14 protein-coding genes are annotated in these 15,522 nt (G+C 71.5%); 2 read left to right on the plus strand and 12 right to left on the minus strand.

What is annotated here, in order from left to right; translation table 11 throughout:
* Nucleotides 1–2: 2 nt before the first annotated feature.
* Genes ACFWBY_RS21565 through ACFWBY_RS21575 form a run of 3 tightly spaced genes read right to left on the minus strand, consistent with a single transcriptional unit; the run spans nucleotide 3 to nucleotide 3,093 of the window.
* Nucleotides 3–830, minus strand: a complete 828-nt coding sequence (locus ACFWBY_RS21565; RefSeq protein WP_385341223.1) for a carbohydrate ABC transporter permease — start codon at nucleotides 828–830, stop codon at nucleotides 3–5.
* A complete protein-coding gene (locus ACFWBY_RS21570) occupies nucleotides 827–1,750 on the minus strand; it encodes a carbohydrate ABC transporter permease (protein WP_385341221.1) in 924 nt (307 codons plus the stop codon). The genes ACFWBY_RS21565 and ACFWBY_RS21570 overlap by 4 nt, the downstream gene beginning before the upstream one ends.
* Nucleotides 1,747–3,093, minus strand: coding sequence for an ABC transporter substrate-binding protein (locus ACFWBY_RS21575; protein ID WP_385341219.1), 1,347 nt, complete (start codon nucleotides 3,091–3,093; stop codon nucleotides 1,747–1,749). Before ACFWBY_RS21575 ends, ACFWBY_RS21570 begins: the two co-directional genes overlap by 4 nt.
* A 231-nt stretch (nucleotides 3,094–3,324) precedes the next feature.
* Between ACFWBY_RS21575 and ACFWBY_RS21580 the strand changes: the two genes are divergently transcribed.
* Nucleotides 3,325–5,331 carry a hypothetical protein gene (locus ACFWBY_RS21580; RefSeq protein WP_385341217.1) on the plus strand — a complete coding sequence of 669 codons (2,007 nt, stop codon included), beginning with the start codon at nucleotides 3,325–3,327 and terminating at the stop codon, nucleotides 5,329–5,331.
* Nucleotides 5,332–5,394: 63 nt separating this feature from the next.
* Here ACFWBY_RS21580 and polX read toward each other — a convergent pair whose 3' ends face one another.
* From polX to ACFWBY_RS21615, 7 genes are all read right to left on the minus strand, one after another.
* Entirely contained in the window at nucleotides 5,395–7,122 is a 1,728-nt protein-coding gene (gene polX / locus ACFWBY_RS21585) for a DNA polymerase/3'-5' exonuclease PolX (RefSeq protein ID WP_385333787.1), read from the minus strand.
* A 76-nt stretch (nucleotides 7,123–7,198) separates the two neighbouring features.
* Nucleotides 7,199–7,495: a hypothetical protein gene (locus tag ACFWBY_RS21590; RefSeq protein ID WP_385333785.1), complete on the minus strand. Its 297-nt coding sequence runs from the start codon at nucleotides 7,493–7,495 to the stop codon at nucleotides 7,199–7,201.
* Between the two features lie 91 nt (nucleotides 7,496–7,586).
* On the minus strand, nucleotides 7,587–8,297 hold the full coding sequence (locus ACFWBY_RS21595) for an ABC transporter ATP-binding protein (RefSeq protein ID WP_385333783.1): 711 nt from the start codon (nucleotides 8,295–8,297) through the stop codon (nucleotides 7,587–7,589).
* Nucleotides 8,294–9,067 (minus strand): ABC transporter ATP-binding protein, encoded by a 774-nt coding sequence (locus tag ACFWBY_RS21600; RefSeq protein ID WP_385333780.1) that lies wholly within the window; start codon nucleotides 9,065–9,067, stop codon nucleotides 8,294–8,296. Before ACFWBY_RS21600 ends, ACFWBY_RS21595 begins: the two co-directional genes overlap by 4 nt.
* Nucleotides 9,064–10,098 carry a branched-chain amino acid ABC transporter permease gene (locus ACFWBY_RS21605; RefSeq protein WP_385333778.1) on the minus strand — a complete coding sequence of 345 codons (1,035 nt, stop codon included), beginning with the start codon at nucleotides 10,096–10,098 and terminating at the stop codon, nucleotides 9,064–9,066. The genes ACFWBY_RS21600 and ACFWBY_RS21605 overlap by 4 nt, the downstream gene beginning before the upstream one ends.
* On the minus strand, nucleotides 10,095–10,973 hold the full coding sequence (locus ACFWBY_RS21610) for a branched-chain amino acid ABC transporter permease (RefSeq protein WP_385333775.1): 879 nt from the start codon (nucleotides 10,971–10,973) through the stop codon (nucleotides 10,095–10,097). Before ACFWBY_RS21610 ends, ACFWBY_RS21605 begins: the two co-directional genes overlap by 4 nt.
* Before the next feature lies 1 nt (nucleotide 10,974).
* Nucleotides 10,975–12,033 (minus strand): ABC transporter substrate-binding protein, encoded by a 1,059-nt coding sequence (locus ACFWBY_RS21615; protein ID WP_385333772.1) that lies wholly within the window; start codon nucleotides 12,031–12,033, stop codon nucleotides 10,975–10,977.
* 351 nt (nucleotides 12,034–12,384) lie between these two features.
* On the opposite strand from ACFWBY_RS21615, the gene ACFWBY_RS21620 reads away from it, so the two are divergent.
* Nucleotides 12,385–14,013, plus strand: a complete 1,629-nt coding sequence (locus tag ACFWBY_RS21620; protein ID WP_385333770.1) for a carboxylesterase/lipase family protein — start codon at nucleotides 12,385–12,387, stop codon at nucleotides 14,011–14,013.
* Between the two features lie 14 nt (nucleotides 14,014–14,027).
* Here ACFWBY_RS21620 and ACFWBY_RS21625 read toward each other — a convergent pair whose 3' ends face one another.
* A complete protein-coding gene (locus ACFWBY_RS21625; RefSeq protein WP_385333767.1) occupies nucleotides 14,028–14,519 on the minus strand; it encodes a hypothetical protein in 492 nt (163 codons plus the stop codon).
* Nucleotides 14,520–14,525: 6 nt separating this feature from the next.
* Nucleotides 14,526–15,503: an SCO0930 family lipoprotein gene (locus ACFWBY_RS21630; protein ID WP_385333764.1), complete on the minus strand. Its 978-nt coding sequence runs from the start codon at nucleotides 15,501–15,503 to the stop codon at nucleotides 14,526–14,528.
* Nucleotides 15,504–15,522: the final 19 nt, after the last annotated feature.

A 15,522-nucleotide genomic window follows, 5' to 3' on the forward strand; every position in this document is an offset into this window, starting at 1 on the left:
GGTTACTCCTTCACGGCGCCGGCGAGGAGGCCGGACACGAACTGGCGCTGTAGCGCCAGGAATACGATGGCCATCGGGATCGCGGCGGCCGCGGTTCCGGCGACGATCGCGCCGTAGTCGGTGTCGTCGAGGCCCTGGAGGGAGGCCAGGGCCACCGGGATGGTCAGCGAGGCGCTGTCGCGCAGGACGATCAGCGGCCAGATGAAGTCGTTCCACTGGTAGAGGAACAGGAAGATCGTCAGGGCGGCCAGCGCGGGCCTCATGGGCGGGAGCACCACCTTCCAGAACAGCCGCAGTTCACCGCAGCCGTCGATGCGTCCCGCGTCGAGGAGTTCGTCGGGCAGCGCGGCCATCGCCTGGCGCATCAGGAAGATGCCGAAGGGCAGGGCCAGGTTGGGCATGATCACGGCCTGGTAGGTGTTCAGCCAGTGCAGTTCGGCCATCATCTGGAAGAGCGGTACGAGCGTGACTTGGGCGGGGATCACGAGCCCGAGCATGAGCAGCCCGAACAGGGGTTCGCGGCCGCGGAAGCGGTACTTGGCGAAGCCGTATCCGGCCAGCGTGCAGACGGCTCCCGCGCACAGGGTGTAGACGACCGCGATGAGCAGGGAGTTGAGGAGCACCCGCCCGAACTGCGCCGTCTCCTGGAGCGACCGCAGGTTGGCCGCCAGGTGGCCGCCGGGCAGGAGCGGCGGCGGATTGTTGAAGATCTCACTGGAGCTGTGGGTGGCCCCGACCATGACCCAGTAGAAGGGGAGCACGACGGCGGCCAGGACGATGGCGAGTCCGGAGGTCAGCAGGATGCTCCTGCCGCGGTGGCGGGCGGTCACGTCTTCTCCCCCAGGAGGCGGAACTGGATGAAGCCGAGGATCCCGATGAGGACGGCCAGGGCGTAGGCGATGGCGGAGGCGTATCCGAAGTCGAAGTATTTGAAGGCGTTCTGGTAGAGGTACACGCCGATGGTCAGGGTGGCGTTGTCCGGGCCTCCGCCGGTGAGCACGTACGGCTCGTCGAAGATCTGCAGGGTGCCGATGGTGGAGAGCACCGTGGTGAGCAGCAGCGCGGGGCGCAGGCCCGGCAGGGTGACGTGCCGGAAGGACGCCCAGGCGCCGGCCCCGTCCACGGCCGCCGCGTCGTACAGCTCGGCGGGCACGGACTGCAGGCGGGCGAGCAGGATCACCGCGTTGTACCCGGTGTAGTGCCAGGTCAGTGCGACACCGAGGGAGACCTTCGCCCACAGGGGGTCGGTGAGCCAAGGCACGGGGTCCAGGCCGACGAGCTGCATCAGCCAGTTGACCAGCCCGAAGTCCTTGTTGAGCAGGACGGAGAAGATGACGCCGTAGGCGACCAGGCCGGTGACCATGGGCAGGAAGAAGCCCAGCCGGAAGACCGCGCGGGCGCGCAGCGTCCGGGAGTTCAGCGCCACGGCGAGCCCGGTGGCCAGGGCCAGCATGACCGGCACCTGGACGACGAGGATCACCGCGGTGTTCTTCAGGGCGGTCCAGAACAGCGGATCGCCCAAGAGCCGGGTGTAGTTGTCGGCGCCGACGAACTGCTCGGTCCCGCCCACGGTCTTGTGGAGGCTGATCACGAAGGACCGGCCGATGGGATAGATCTTGAAGGCGGAGAACAGCAGCAGCGCGGGCAGCACGAAGAGGTACGGGGCGAAGCGCCTGCGCCGCCTGGGCCGCGGGGCCGCCCCCTTGGAGGGGGCGGCGGGGGCCGTGCGGGCGGTGACCGTCGCGGTCATCGGGAGACCTTGCGTCCGGTCTGCCGGCCGAGCTGGTCGGCGGCTTCCTTGAGGACCTTCGCCGGGTCGGCGCCCCCCAGCAGCACCTTGGTCTGGGCGTCGGTGACCAGCTTGAGGGCGCGGGCGTAGTCGGCGGTGTAGTTGAAGGCGGGCGAGGGGGCCTTCAGGGCCTCCAGGAAGACCTCGCTGTTCTTCTGGCCGCTGAAGAACGGCGAGGGCTCGTGGAAGCCCGAGTCGTCGTAGGCCTGCATGAGCGCGGGGGCGATGCCCTTGTCCTTGAAGATCTGTATCTGGGAGGCCGGGCGGGTGAGCACGAACTCGATGAAGGACCAGGCGGCGGCCTGCTGCTTGCTGCTGCCCGCGACGGCGAGGTGCGTGGAGTTGACCGTGGCCGAGGTGGCGCCGCCCCGGCGGACGGCCGGAGGAAGCCGGACCTTCCACTTGCCGGCCTGGTCGGGGACCTGCTCCTCGACGACGCCGCCGAACCAGGTCGGCATGGGCAGGACGGCCGCGGTCCCCTGCTTCAGGGAGCTCATCAGGGTGTTCCAGCCGCCGGAGAGGTCACTGACCAGGCCCGCGTCGTTCATCGTCTTGATGAGGGTCATGGCCTTGACGGCCTCCGGGGAGTCGAGCGTGATGTCCCCGGCGAGGTTGAAGTAGAAGGTGCCCTGGAGTTGCAGGAGCATCTGGAAGAAGTTCGCGGCGTCGGCCTGGGAGGCGGGCTTGTCGATGCCCAGCAGGTAGGCGCCGGTCTTCTGCTTGATCTCCTTGCCCGCCTCGATGGTCTCCTCCCAGGTCTGGAGGGCGCCGGCGTCGACCCCGGCCTTCTCGAAGAAGTCGGCGCGGTAGTAGAAGCCCGCCGAGTTCGCCTCCCAGGGGAGGGCGTTGACCCGCTTGCCGTCGGGAGAAACGGTCTGCCACAGGCCCGGCGCGAAGGCGTCCCGGTGGGCGTTGGCGCCCAGCGGACCGAGGTCGGCGAGGCCGCCGGGGAACTTCTCCACATAGCCCGGCAGGTAGTCGACGCCGATGTGCAGGACGTCCGCGAGGCCCTGGCCGCCGGCCGCCATGCCGGTGGTGATCTTGTCCCAGATGGCCGGGTTGCCGATGTCCTCGATCGTCACCTCGATCTCGGGGTACTTCTTGTTGAACTCCGGGATGAGGGCCTTCAGCCCGGCGGCCGGTCCCTGCCAGGACCAGACCGAGATCTTGCCCTTGTCCTTCGCCCCGCTGGTTCCGCCCTGGCCGGTGTCACCGCTGCCCGAACAGGCGGTCAAGCCGGTGAGCCCGGCCCCCGCGGCGAGGGCGCCACCCATCTGCAGCACTCTTCTGCGTTCCAGTTCCATACCTGACCCACCCCTGCTCACACCGTTGCGGAACTCGACTGGCCAGGACTGTAACCACGCCTTCCCTCCACTTGCAAGAGTCGAGTGAAAACTTTCAGTTCGATCCGTCAGTCACTTTTGACAAGACCATTGCAAATCTTCAGACGGGATTGCTAGCGTGCCGCCCGCCCTGCTCCGCGCAGACGGCCGCCCCCATCGCACGGCCCCACCACCCCAATCAGGGAGAACCCGATGACGCGTTCCCGTGTGTCACTCCTGTCCGCCCTCGCCCTGCTCGTGCCGCTCACCCCGCTCGCCCTCGGCGGCCAGGCCTCGGCGGCGGCGCCGCGGGACACGGCCGCAGGGCAGGCCGCGCTCGCGGCACCCCCCGCGCCCGCGCCGCTCACCGTCACCAATCCCGGCTTCGAACAGGGCGGCACGGGCTGGCGGTTCACCGCCGGCACCGGCGTCGCGACGAACTACCCGCACGGTGCGGCACGGCTCGCCTACCTCGACGGCGGACCCGGCATGAAGGTGTCCCAGACCGTCACGGCCACGGGCCGGGGCGCGTACGACATATCCGCCTGGATCGCGACGGGCGGCCCGAACGGCCGCTACGTCGCCCGCGTCAACGGCGCGGTCGCCGCCTCCCAGACCTTGCCGAGCGCCTCCAACTACCGCCGCTACACCCTCAGCCGGATCGCGCTCGCCCCCGGCGACACGCTGGAGATCGCCTTTGAGTCGGGGGACGGCTGGGTCAACGCGGACGACGTGATGCTCTCCCCCGCCTCCCCGGCGAACCCCCGGATCAGCTCCTCCGACCCGAAGATCGTCGAGATGTTCGACTGGTCCAAGCGGAAGGCCAACAGCTGGGTCCACCTGCCCGGAACCCAGGGGCCGCTCAACGTCGACGAGGGCCGCACCGCCGGCAGCGGCACCGGCACGTACGCAGCCTCCTACTGGGCCGGCTACGCCAACCGCAGCGGCTACTACTCGCGCGACATGGCCCACCAGCTGGCCGGCGCCGGCGTCCTCGGCCTGCACGCCGAGAACAAGGCGATGCTCCGCTCCTTCGCCGCCTCCGCCACCCCCGCGCACAAGTACTACCCGGCATGGGCGTTCAACTTCGACGCGAAGACCTACCTCTCGATCGACTACAAGAGCCCCACGAACTTCGTCCGCGAGGTGCCCGCCACCTTCGAGCTGGTGCAGAAGTCCGAGGAGGCGTACCGCTGGAGCGGGGACCGCTCCTACATCGACGACCCGGCCCTGTGGGACTTCTACCGCCGCGCCACCGACGAGTTCGTCACCCTGCACGACGGGCTCAAGGACAACGGCGCGGTCAAGGTGGCCGAGGGCACCGGCAAGGGCATCTTCCAGGGCACGGCCAGCTACAACGAGCAGAGCAGCGAGCCCCTCGCCGAGGCGGGCGACGCGATCGGCTCCCAGTACCAGGCGTACGTGGCGATGGCCTCGCTCGCCCGGTCCAAGGGGGACTGCGTGCTCGCCGACCGGTTCGAGGCCAAGGCGCGGGATCTGAAGGCGTACTTCAACTCGACCTGGAGCGGCACCGGTTCGGGCGCGAACATGGTGCGCGGCTACACCACGGGCGGGCGCGCCCTGACCGGCTGGGGCAAGGAGAACAGCTGGTTCATGCCGATGAAGCAGATCGTCGAGCCCGGCGCCCGCCGCGAGGCCTACTTGGACTACATCGACCAGCAGGCCTCGGGGTCGGGCCGGCCCACCAACATCGAAGCCCTCACCTACCTGCCGGACACCTTCTTCCGGAACAACCGCAACGACACCGCCTGGAAGTGGATGAAGGACGTCTACGACCACAAGGACATCCAGCACGTCAACACCAAGCAGGGCACGAACGGCGACTACCCCGAGGTCTCGTTCACCCTCCTCGGCCAGACCGTCGAGGGCCTGATGGGAGTCGGCCCCAACGCCCCGGCGCGCACCTTGAGCACCCAGTCCCGACTGCCGTCGGGCATGGACTGGCTGGGGATCGACGACCTGCGGATCGGTGACTCGGCCTTCTCCCTGCGCCACGACGGGGCGACGAAGTCGTCGCTGACGCACAGCTCGGGCAGTTCCCCGTACACCTGGGAGGCCCGCTTCGCCGGCACCTACGCCACCGTCACGGTCGACGGGGTGGCCCGGCCGGGCGTCACCAAGGTGATCGACGGTGTGACGTACACCTACGTGACCCAGGTCGTGTCCCCGGGCCGCACGGTCACGGTCCAGGCCGGCTGACGACAGGGCCCGGGGCGGGCCGGCCGTGCCGCACGGCCGGCCCGCCCCGCCCGACGAGCGCCGTCAGGCGCGCTTCCCGCGCAGGAACCGGCGCAGCCTCGGCAGCGGCCAGGCGTTGATGACGTCGTCCGCGGTCAGCCAGCCGCGCTGCGCCGTACCGACCCCGTAGCGCATGTACGGCAGGTGCGTGGTGGCGTGCGCGTCGGAGTTCACCGCGAACTTCACGCCGTATTTCCTCGCGCTCAGGATGTCCTCGTCCCGCAGGTCGAGCCGCTCGGGGTGGGCATTGATCTCCAGGGCGGTGCCCGTCCGCGCGCACGCCTCGAAGACCGCGTCGAAGTCGGCGTCGATCGCGGGGCGCTTGCCGATCTTGCGGGTGGTGGGATGGCCGATGACGGAGACGTTCGGGTTCTCGCAGGCGCGGACGAGGCGGCGGGTGAGCTCCTGCCGGCTCTGGCCGAAGTGGGAGTGGACGGAGGCCACGCAGATGTCGAAGTCCGCGAGGAACTCGTCCGGCCAGTCCAGGGTGCCGTCCGGGCCGATGTCGAGTTCCGTGCCGTGCAGCAGGCGCATCCCGTGGCGGGCCCCGTCCAGGGCCTGAACCCGCCGGCGCTGGGCGAGGATCTTCTCGGAGGTCATGCGCTGCATGGAGAGGTTCGGCGCGTGGTCGGTGACCGCGTAGTACGCGTAGCCCCGGGCGGCAGCGGCGGCGACCATGTCCTCCAGCGACGCCGGCCCGTCGGTGAGGTCGGTGTGGGTGTGCAGGTCGCCGCGGATGTCCTCCTCTTCCAAGAGGGCGGGGATTTCGCCGCGCAGCCCGGCGGCGATCTCACCGCGGTCCTCGCGCAGGGTCGGCGGTATCCAGGGCAGTCCGAGCCGGGCGTAGATCGCCTCCTCGGTCTCGGAGGTGACGCCCGCGCCGCTCTCGGCGTCGAAGAGCCCGTACTCGGAGAGCTTGAGCCCCCGGCGCACCGCGAGGGCGCGGGTGCGGATGTTGTGGGCCTTGGAGCCGGTGAAGTACTGGAGCCCCGCACCCCAGGAGGCGGGGGGAAGGACCCGCAGGTCCACCTGGAGACCCGTGGCGGTCCGCACGGAGGTCTTCTTCTCCCCCCGCACGATGACCTCGGCCGTGGCGGGGAGGCTCGTCAGGGCTTCCATGAACGGGGCCGAGCGGTGCGCCGCCACCAGGATGTCGACATCGCCGATGGTCTCCTTCATGCGGCGCAGGGAGCCCGCGTACGCGCAGCGGACGCACCCGGGAACCTCCGACAGCTCGGCGACGAGCTGCTCGGCGATGTCCATGGCCGCGCTGACGAGGATGCGGCCCTCACCGGCCTTCCGCAGCACCGTGATGCCGTGCAGGATCTTGTCCTCGGTCCGTTCGCCGAAGCCCTTCAGATCCCGCAGCCGCTCGTGGTGGACCGCGTCGAGCAACTGGTCGACGGAGGTGACGCCCAGCTCCTCGTACAGGACCATGGCCTTGTGGGGCCCCAGCCCGGGGATCGTGATCAGCTCGCGCACGCCGGCCGGTACGGAGGTCCTGGCCTCCTCGACGACGGACATGCGCCCGGTCCGCAGGTACTCGAGGATCTTGTCGGCGAGCGACCTGCCGACGTGGGGGATCTCGCGCAGGCCCGCGGCGTCGAGTGTCGAGACGTCCTGCGGGTAGCCCCCGACGGCACGGGCGGCCTTCTCGTAGGTGCGCGCCCTGAAGGCCTCCCCGCCCCGGATCGCGATGAGGTCGGCGTACTCCTGGAGCAGCGCCTCGACCTGGTCGTTGGCTCGGGCCATGCCTCCAGGGTGCCCCGTGCGGGCCGCGCGGGCACGCCGGGCACCCGGCGGCCGTCCGCCCGGCCCGCGCGGAGGGTCAGCGTGCGGGAAGGGTGAGTTCGCCTCCCCGGTAGAAGCTCTCCCGTTCCTCGACGACGTAGGGGGCCATGACCTCACGCCGCTGCTTCTCCGCGTCGGAGGCCCGCCACGCGTCGCACGCCTGCCGGGAGTCCCAGAGCGACACTCCGGTGATCTCCTGCCCGTCCTCGGACCAGTAGGCGAAGGCGCGGCGCATGCCGTCGGGGTGGGAACCCGGGCGCCACGCCCTCTCGAACTCCTCCAAGGTGCCCGCCTCGATGCGGCGCGTCGTCACCCAGACGAAGTGTTCCTCCATGGCAGCCTCCTCAAGGCCGTCCGCTTCTTTGACCACAGTAGGTCCGCGGGGCCGCTCGCGCCTGCGAGGCGGCCGCTCCGGCGTCCCCCGGTCAGTCGACGCCCAGCAGTCGGCGCCGGTCCTCGCCGCGGGAGGCGAATTCCGCGCAGGGCGCCTGGTGGACCACGCGGCCCTTGCGCATGACGGCGACGCTGCCGGCGACGGAGAGGGCGAGCCCCACGTTCTGTTCGACGAGGACCACGGTCATGCCCTGCGCGCTCACCTCTCGGATCACCTCGCCCACTTGGGCGACGATGGCGGGGGCCAGGCCGTCGGACGGCTCGTCGAGGAGCAGCAGGCGCGGATTGCCCAGCAGGGCCCGCGCGATGGCGAGCATCTGCTGCTCCCCGCCGGAGAGTTCGTCGCCGCGGTGCCCGAGCCGCTCCCCCAGTCTCGGCAGCAGGCCGAGGATGCGCCCGCGGGTCCACGGCCCCCGTACGGCGCGGCGCGGGGAGGCGATCGCGAGGTGTTCGGCCACGGTGAGCGGGGCGAAGACCCGGCGCCCTTGTGGGACGACGCCCACTCCGGCCCGGGCGATGACGTCGACGCGGGAGCCGGCGATCTCCCGGCCGCCGATGGTCACGCTGCCCGTGTAGGGCCGGACCAGGCCCATGACGGTCGAGACGAGGGTCGTCTTGCCGACTCCGTTGCGTCCGAGGACGGCGAGGACGCCGCCGGCGTCGAGGTCGAGGTCGACGCCGTCCAGGACGGTGCCGCCGGCATAGCCGGAGCGCAGCCCCCGCACGCTGAGGAACGGATTCACGAGGCGGCCTCCGTGGTGCCGAGATAGGCGCTCTGGACCCGGGCGGACGCCCGCACCTCGTCCGGGGAACCCGTGGTGAGGTGTCTGCCGAGGTGCATGACCGTCACCGTGTCGGCGAGCTCGAAGACCATGTCGAGGTCGTGTTCGATGAGGAGGACGGTCACGTCGGCGGGCAGCGCCGCGATGAGTTCGGTGAGCCGGGCCGTCTCCGCCGGGGACATGCCGGCGGCGGGCTCGTCGAGCAACAGCAGCCGGGGTTCGGTGGCCAGGGCGACGGCGACCTCCAGCTGCCGCCGTTCGCCGTGGGAGAGCGCCCCCGCCGCGATCCCGTGCCGGCCGGGCAGGCCCACCCGCTCCAGCAGCGCGTGCGCGCGCGCGAGGGCCTCGGGCCGGGCGCTCACCTTCCGAAAGCCGCCGAGACCTGCGCCGCGCCGGCCGCCGGGCCGGCGCAACACGGCGAGCAGGACGTTCTCCAGCACGCTCTCGCGCAGGAAGAGGCTGGAGTGCTGGAACGTCGCCGCGACACCGAGGGCGACCCGGCGGTCCACGGGCGTCCGGGTCACGTCCCGCCCCTCGAGCAGGATCCGCCCGGCGGTGGCCGTCAGCGTTCCGGAGATCAGGCCGAACAGGGTCGACTTGCCGGCGCCGTTCGGTCCGATGACGGCGTGCCGCGTTCCCGCCCGCACGGTGAGACCGAGGCCGTCCACGGCTTTGAAGGAGCCGTAGTGCCGTGAGATCCCTTCCAGTCGAAGGAGATCTGAATCCGTCATGCGGCGGTCCTCTTCCGGGTCGGCCGGGGCGGGAGCCGTAGGCCGGCCAGCCCTCTCGGCAGCGTGTAGACGGCGACGACGAAGAACACTCCGAGCAGCAGCGGGCCGCGCCCGGCGAGGGCTTCGAGGTTCCCGAGGTAGTCGCGGGTGAGCCAGACGAGCGCGGCGCCGGCGCAGGCCCCCCGCAAGGAACCGGAGCCGCCGATGACGACGGCCAGCAGCGCCAGGGCGGCGATCTCGAATCCGGCGTCGCCGGGCGAGACGAACCGCTGCACCGACACCCACAGGGCGCCGGCGACCCCGGCCAGCGCCCCGGCGCCGCAGTAGACGGCCAGGGCGTAGCGCCGGGTGGGGTAGCCGATCGCGCTCATGCGGCGCTCGTTGTCGCGGATTCCGCGCAGGGCGAGGGCGAACGGGGTCGAGCCCAGGCGGGAGACGGCCGCGAAGAGCAGCAGGAACACGGCCAGGACGTACAAGTACACCAGCCCGTCGAGCTCCAGCGCGGGCATGCCGGGCAGCGGGACGACGGGCGGTATGCCGGACAGGCCGTCGGTGCCGTTCGTCAGCGACTTCCAGTTGACGGCGGCGCTGTAGGCGATCTCGCCGATGGCCAGGGTCAGCATCAGGAAGACCACGCCCCGGGCTCTGACGGCCAGCCATCCCGTGGGCACCGCCACCAGCGCGGAGACGCCCGCGGCGATGAGGAGTTGGAAGGCGCCGATGTCGGTCAGGCGGGTCGCCACGATCGCCGCCGTGTAGGCGCCGACGCCGAAGTAGGCGGACTGGCCGAGGGTCGGCAGTCCGGTCAGGCCGGTGAGCAGGTTCACGCTCACGGCGAGGACGGCGAAGACCAGGATGCGCGACAGGGTGCCGACCGCGTACGGGCCGAGGACGAAGGGTGCCGAGGCGAGCCCGGCGGCGACCGCGGCCGTCGTGAGCCGCCGCGCGGTGGCCGGGGCCGGTCCGGGGGCTGCGTCCGGCACGGCGAGCGCAGCGGATGCACCGGGTGCGCCGGGGGTGGACGGGCTCATGTGCGCACCGCCGGGGAGACCAGTCCGTGCGGGCGGACGACCAGCACGGCCAGCATGGTGCCGAAGAGGAGGAACGGTGCGTACTGCGGGAGCAGCGCCACCCCCAGCGTCTGCACCTGGCCGATGAGGAGCGCGCCGGCGAGCGCGCCGCGCACGGAGCCGAGGCCGCCCACGACCACGACCACGAGCGAGAGGACGAGCACGGTCTCGTCGACGCCCGGTCCCGGCCCCAGGATCGGGGCCCCGAGGACACCGCCGACGGTGGCCAGGGCCGCGCCGAGCGCGAAGACCCCGTACAGCACCTTGCGGATGTCGACGCCCAGCGCGCGGACCATGTCCCGGTCCGCGACGGTGGCCCGTACGAGCGCGCCGAGCGAGGTGCGTTCGAAGACGAGGTACACGAGGGTCGCGAGGACCGCCGCGACGCCGATGAAGACGAGCCGGTAGAGGGGATAGGCGTGGCCGAGGAGGTCCACCGTCCCGCGCAACAGGGTCGGCGGGTCCGTGGGCAGTACCTCGCCGCCGAAGGCCGCCGCCAGGAGATCGGCGACGATGAAGGTGATTCCGAGCGTCAGCACGGCCTGGTCCAAGTGCCCGCGCCGGGCCAGCGGCTGCGTGAGGAACGTCAGCGCCGCTCCGCCCGCGGCGCCCACCAGGACACCGGCCGCCAGCGCGAGGAGCAGGCCCGGGAGGCTTCCGTCGGACAGTGCGTAGGCGACGTAGGCACCCGCCAAGTAGAGCGTGCCGTGGGCGAGGTTGAGCACGTCCATCATGCCGAAGACCAGGGAGAGCCCGACCGCGATCGTGAACAGCAGCAGACCGAAGGCGACCCCGTCGATGATGCTGACGAAGTTGCCGTCCAACCATCCGGTCATGTCAGCCGCCCAGCCGGCCGAGCTCGGAGCTCACGGTGTTGGCGCCCTGCTTGACCTCGCGCAGGTACCAGGGCTGGACGGGCGTACCGCCGCTGTTGAAGCGCCAGGTGCCGCGCGGGCTGTCGATGTCCCCGGTCTTCGCGATGGCCGCGTTGACCGTCTGCGAGGTCACCGTGGAACCGGCGGCCTCGATGGCCCGGTCGAGGACTTGCGCCGCGTCCCACGAGGCCATCGCGTAGGTGGTCGGGGCGGAACCGTAGGCGGTCGTGTAGGCCGGTGCGAAGAGCTTGTTGGCCGCGTTGTCCAGGTCGGCGCTGTAGTTGAGTGCGGTGAGGACGCCGGTGGCGGCCTCTCCCTGGCCCTTGAGCACGCCGCCCTCGGTGAGGAAGCCCGGTGCGTAGAGCGGGATCCTGCCCGCCAGTCCGAAGTCCCGGTACTGCTTGACGAAGTCGACGGCCGCGCCGCCCGCGTAGAAGCAGAAGACGGCCTTCGCCCCGGACTTCTCGATCTGCGCCAGGTAGGGCTGGAAGTTCTTCGTACCGGGGAACGGTGTGTAGACCTCCTCCCCCGCGATCTCGCCGCCCGCCGGGAGGAAGGTGGACTTGAAGCCCTCCACCTCGTCCTTGCCCGCCTGGTAGCCCGCCGCGATCAGGAAGACCGGGCCGCCGGCCTTCCCGGCCACGTGCTTGCCCAGCGCCTTGCCCGGTTCGTCGTTGACGTACGAGGTGCGCCAGATGTATTCGGTCCCGGTCAGCGTCGTGGGCGAGGCGTTCGAGCCGACGAGCGGGACCTTGCCGTTCTCGAACAGGTCCTTGACCCCGTTGATGGTGGCCGAGCTCACCACTCCGCTCACCGCCAGCACCCGGTCCTGCTTGACGAGCTTCTCCGCCGCCGCCTTGCCCGAGTCGGCCGTCTCCCCCTCGTCGGCCACCACGATCTCCACCTCGCGCCCGCCGAGTCTGCCGCCGTGCTGTGCGACGTAGAGCTCGAAGCCCTGTCTCATGTCATCGCCCAGCGCCTTGTAGGTCCCCGACTGCGGGACGAGGAGTCCGATCTTCACCGGCCCGCTCCGCTCGCCGTCCCGCTCTGTTCCGAGGCTGGCACCACCACATGCCGTGGCCAGCAGGAGAGCCGTCGATACGGCCACCAGCCCAACGGGACGAAACCGACCTGCCATGGGAACTCCGTACGTCGTCAACCGGCCTTGAGGGGCTGGATGGTGGTGATGTGGGGGGAGGTGACACGTGTCTATCGCGTAATTGAGACGACCGTCAAGACTTCGCGATATTTTGGGACCGCAAGAGGCGCACCCCTTGACCCCGCCTCGACGTGTGTCGTAACACTGACCATCGTCAATTTCACGCTATGCCACGTGGGCGGCGGGCCCATGATCAGTCAGGGAGTGAACACCATGACCGACGATCCATCGCGGCGCGCAGTCCTGAGGAACAGCGGGGTGCTGGCAGGCGCCGCCCTGATCACCGGCCTGCCGGGCGGGGGTGCGGCCCAGGCCGCTCCGCGCGCCGACGGGCCCCCGCCCGTCGCGGAACCGCCGGCGGGCCGGCTGCTCGGGAGCAGGGAGGGAGGCCTCTGCGTTTTCAAGGGCGTGCCCTACGCCGCCCCGCCGGTCGGCGCACTGCGCTGGCGGCCGGCCCAGCCCCATCCCGGCTGGCAGGGGACGCGTGACGCGACCGCCTTCGGCCCGAGCGCACCGCAGCCCTACCGGGAAGGCGGCGACCAGGTGCTCGGAACGCACGGATCACCCCCCTTCGACGAGGACTGCCTCACGCTCAACGTCTGGACCCCCGCGACCGACGGCGCCAAGCGGCCGGTGATGGTGTGGATCCACGGCGGCGGCTTCGTCTCCGGTTCCGGCTCCGTGCCGGGCTACTCCGGCGAGACCTTCGCGCGTGACGGCGACCTCGTCGTCGTCACCGTCAACTACCGTCTCGGGCCGCTGGGTTACCTCTACCTCGGCGAGGGCGGAGCCGGGGGGAACTTCTGGCTCACCGACCAGCTCGCCGCACTGCGCTGGGTACGGGACAACATCGCCGCCTTCGGCGGGGACCCGGACGCGATCACCCTCGCGGGCCAGTCCGGCGGAGCGTTCTCGGTCGCGGCGCTGGCCGGCGCCCGACCCAAGGGCCGCCCGCTGTTCCGGCGCGCCATCCTGCAGAGCCCCCCGCTCGGGCTGAAGGTCCCCACCCGCGCCGAGTCGCTCCAGCGCACCGCCACCTACATGGACATCCTGGGGGTCGGGAACGTGGCGGAGCTGCGGGCCGTGCCCTGGCCCCGCCTGGTCGCCGCCACCCTCGAGATGTTCGGGCGCACCGGCCGCTGGGGGTACTGGTCCACGCCGTTCCTGCCGGTGCTCGACGGGGTCACACTGGACCGCGACCCCGCCGACCTGCTGGTCAGCGGCGCCGGGGCCGACATCGAGGTGCTGATCGGCTGGACCAGGGAAGAGGCGAACTTCGCCTTCGCGCTCAGCGGGCCGTACACCGCCGCGACCAGGGACCAGGTGCTCGCACGGGCCCGGGACACCTTCGGGAACCGGGCGCAAGAGGCGTACACGGCGTACGAGGAGGCCCGGCCCGGCGCCCGGCCGGTGGACGTGCTCATGGATCTGATCACCGACGACCTCTTCCGCATGCCCGCTCTGGCGCTGGCCGAACGGCGGGCGGCCCGCGGACGGCCGGCCTGGGCGTACCAGTTCAACCTCCCGACGCCCGCGCACGGCGGTCAACTCGGGGCCGCGCACTGCCTGGATCTGCCGTTCGCCTTCGACAACTTCGACAAGTGGTCCCAGGCGCCCTTCCTCGCGGGGCTGGCCCCCAGGGTCCGCGACGGCCTGGCCGCCACCGTGCACGCCGCCTGGATCTCCTTCATCCGCACCGGCGACCCCAACCACCACCCCATGCCGCGGTGGGACCGCTACGACCAGAACTCCCGCACGACGATGGCCCTCGACTCGGTCACCACCGCCGTGGACGACCTCGCGGGCTACTGGCGGCGCCTGCACCGGCAGGCGGCGCCGTAGCCGCGCGCGCCGGCCTACGCCGAGTGGCCCGAAGGGTGGCCCGACGGGTGGCCGGACGGGTCGCCCGACGGCTGGGAGCCGTGCGAGGGGGGCGAGTCGAGGGTCCCGCCGAGGGCGGCCTGGAAGGGGGTCAGGGCTGCCGGTGAGGGGCCGGTGACGATCCAGCGGTCTCCGACGAGGTACGCGCCTCCGTACTGGCGGGACTCCGCCAGCCACGCGGCGCGGCCCTCGTCCGTGGCGAAGGTGGCCAGCCGGAAGGCCTGGGAACCCACCTCGCAGGCTCCCTCCCGCACCTCCTGCGCGTCGACCGTGACCTCGGGGGTGCACCCGAGCGCGGTGGCGATCCGGTCCAACGGGGCGGGGGCGGCGGTGGGGCCCGGAGTACCGGCCGGGGAGGGCCGGGCCCCGGCCCCGCAGCCGGCGCAGAGCAGCGACGCCAGGAGGACGGCGACGCAGGGCACGAGGTGGCGGGCGCCGACGGCGGACGCCGGCCGTTTGGCTGCCACGGCCGGTCAGCCGGCCGCCGGGACCTTCTTGCCCGCGTCGTTCACCGCGAACCAGAGGCCCTGCTTGCCGTGTCCCTCGGTCTGGCCCGGCGCGGTGTCCCCGGAGAAGAGGTAGACCGGCCAGCAGTCGATCGTCAACTGCTCGCTGCCGTCCGGGCGCTTCACCGATCCGACGAGCTCCGGCGCAATTCCGGACACCTTTTCCTTGTCCACCGCCGCGGCCGGCTTCCACGTTTCCAGACAGGCGTCGAGACAGCCGAATTTCATGGGCCAGGCACTGTCCTTGTCGAAACGGTAGAGCGTACGCCCTTCGGAATTCACGAGGATCTTCCCCAATTCCGCGTCGGTGGCCACGGAGAGCGCCCCGCCCTCCGCCTGTCCGGCCGCCCCTCCGGCTTTTTTGCCGGCCGCCTTGTCGGCCGCCTTCTTCCCGTCCGCCGCCACGGCGTGCCAGGTGCCGCCGACGCCCTCGCCCTTCGCGTCGCCCGGCCTTTCGTCCTTCGCGTACCGGTACACGGGCCACCCGGCGAGCGTGAGCTGGCGGGTTCCGTCGGCCCGGTCGACGGCGCCGAGCAGCCCCGCGTCGATGCCCGCCGCGACCTGGGCGTCGTTGGCCGGTACCGGCGGCCAGAGGGTGGCGCAGTCCGCGGCGCAGTTCGACCGGGGCGGCGAGGCCGTGTCCTTGTCGAAGCGGTAGAGCGTGGCTCCCGCGCCGTCGGTGACCACGCTGCCGACCTCGCGGACCTCCCGGACCGACAGGCGGCCGGCGGGGCTCGAGGCCGCACCGCCGGCGTCCGCGCCCGCGGCGGGGTCAGTGGAGCCGTATCCCGAGTCGTAGCCGTCCCCGAGGGCCTGCTCGGCCCCGGCCGGCCGGACCGCGGTCACCGCGCCGGGCCCGCCCTCGCCGCTGCCGCATCCCGCGGCCAGCAGCAGTGCGGCCATCACCGATCCGGCGGCAGCGGCCGCTCGACGCTTGTTGCCCATGATGTCTCCTTCGGTCTCC

Origin of the sequence: Streptomyces sp. NPDC060049, from assembly GCF_042736715.1 — a bacterium.
In the GTDB taxonomy this organism is placed as follows: Bacteria; Actinomycetota; Actinomycetes; order Streptomycetales; family Streptomycetaceae; genus Streptomyces.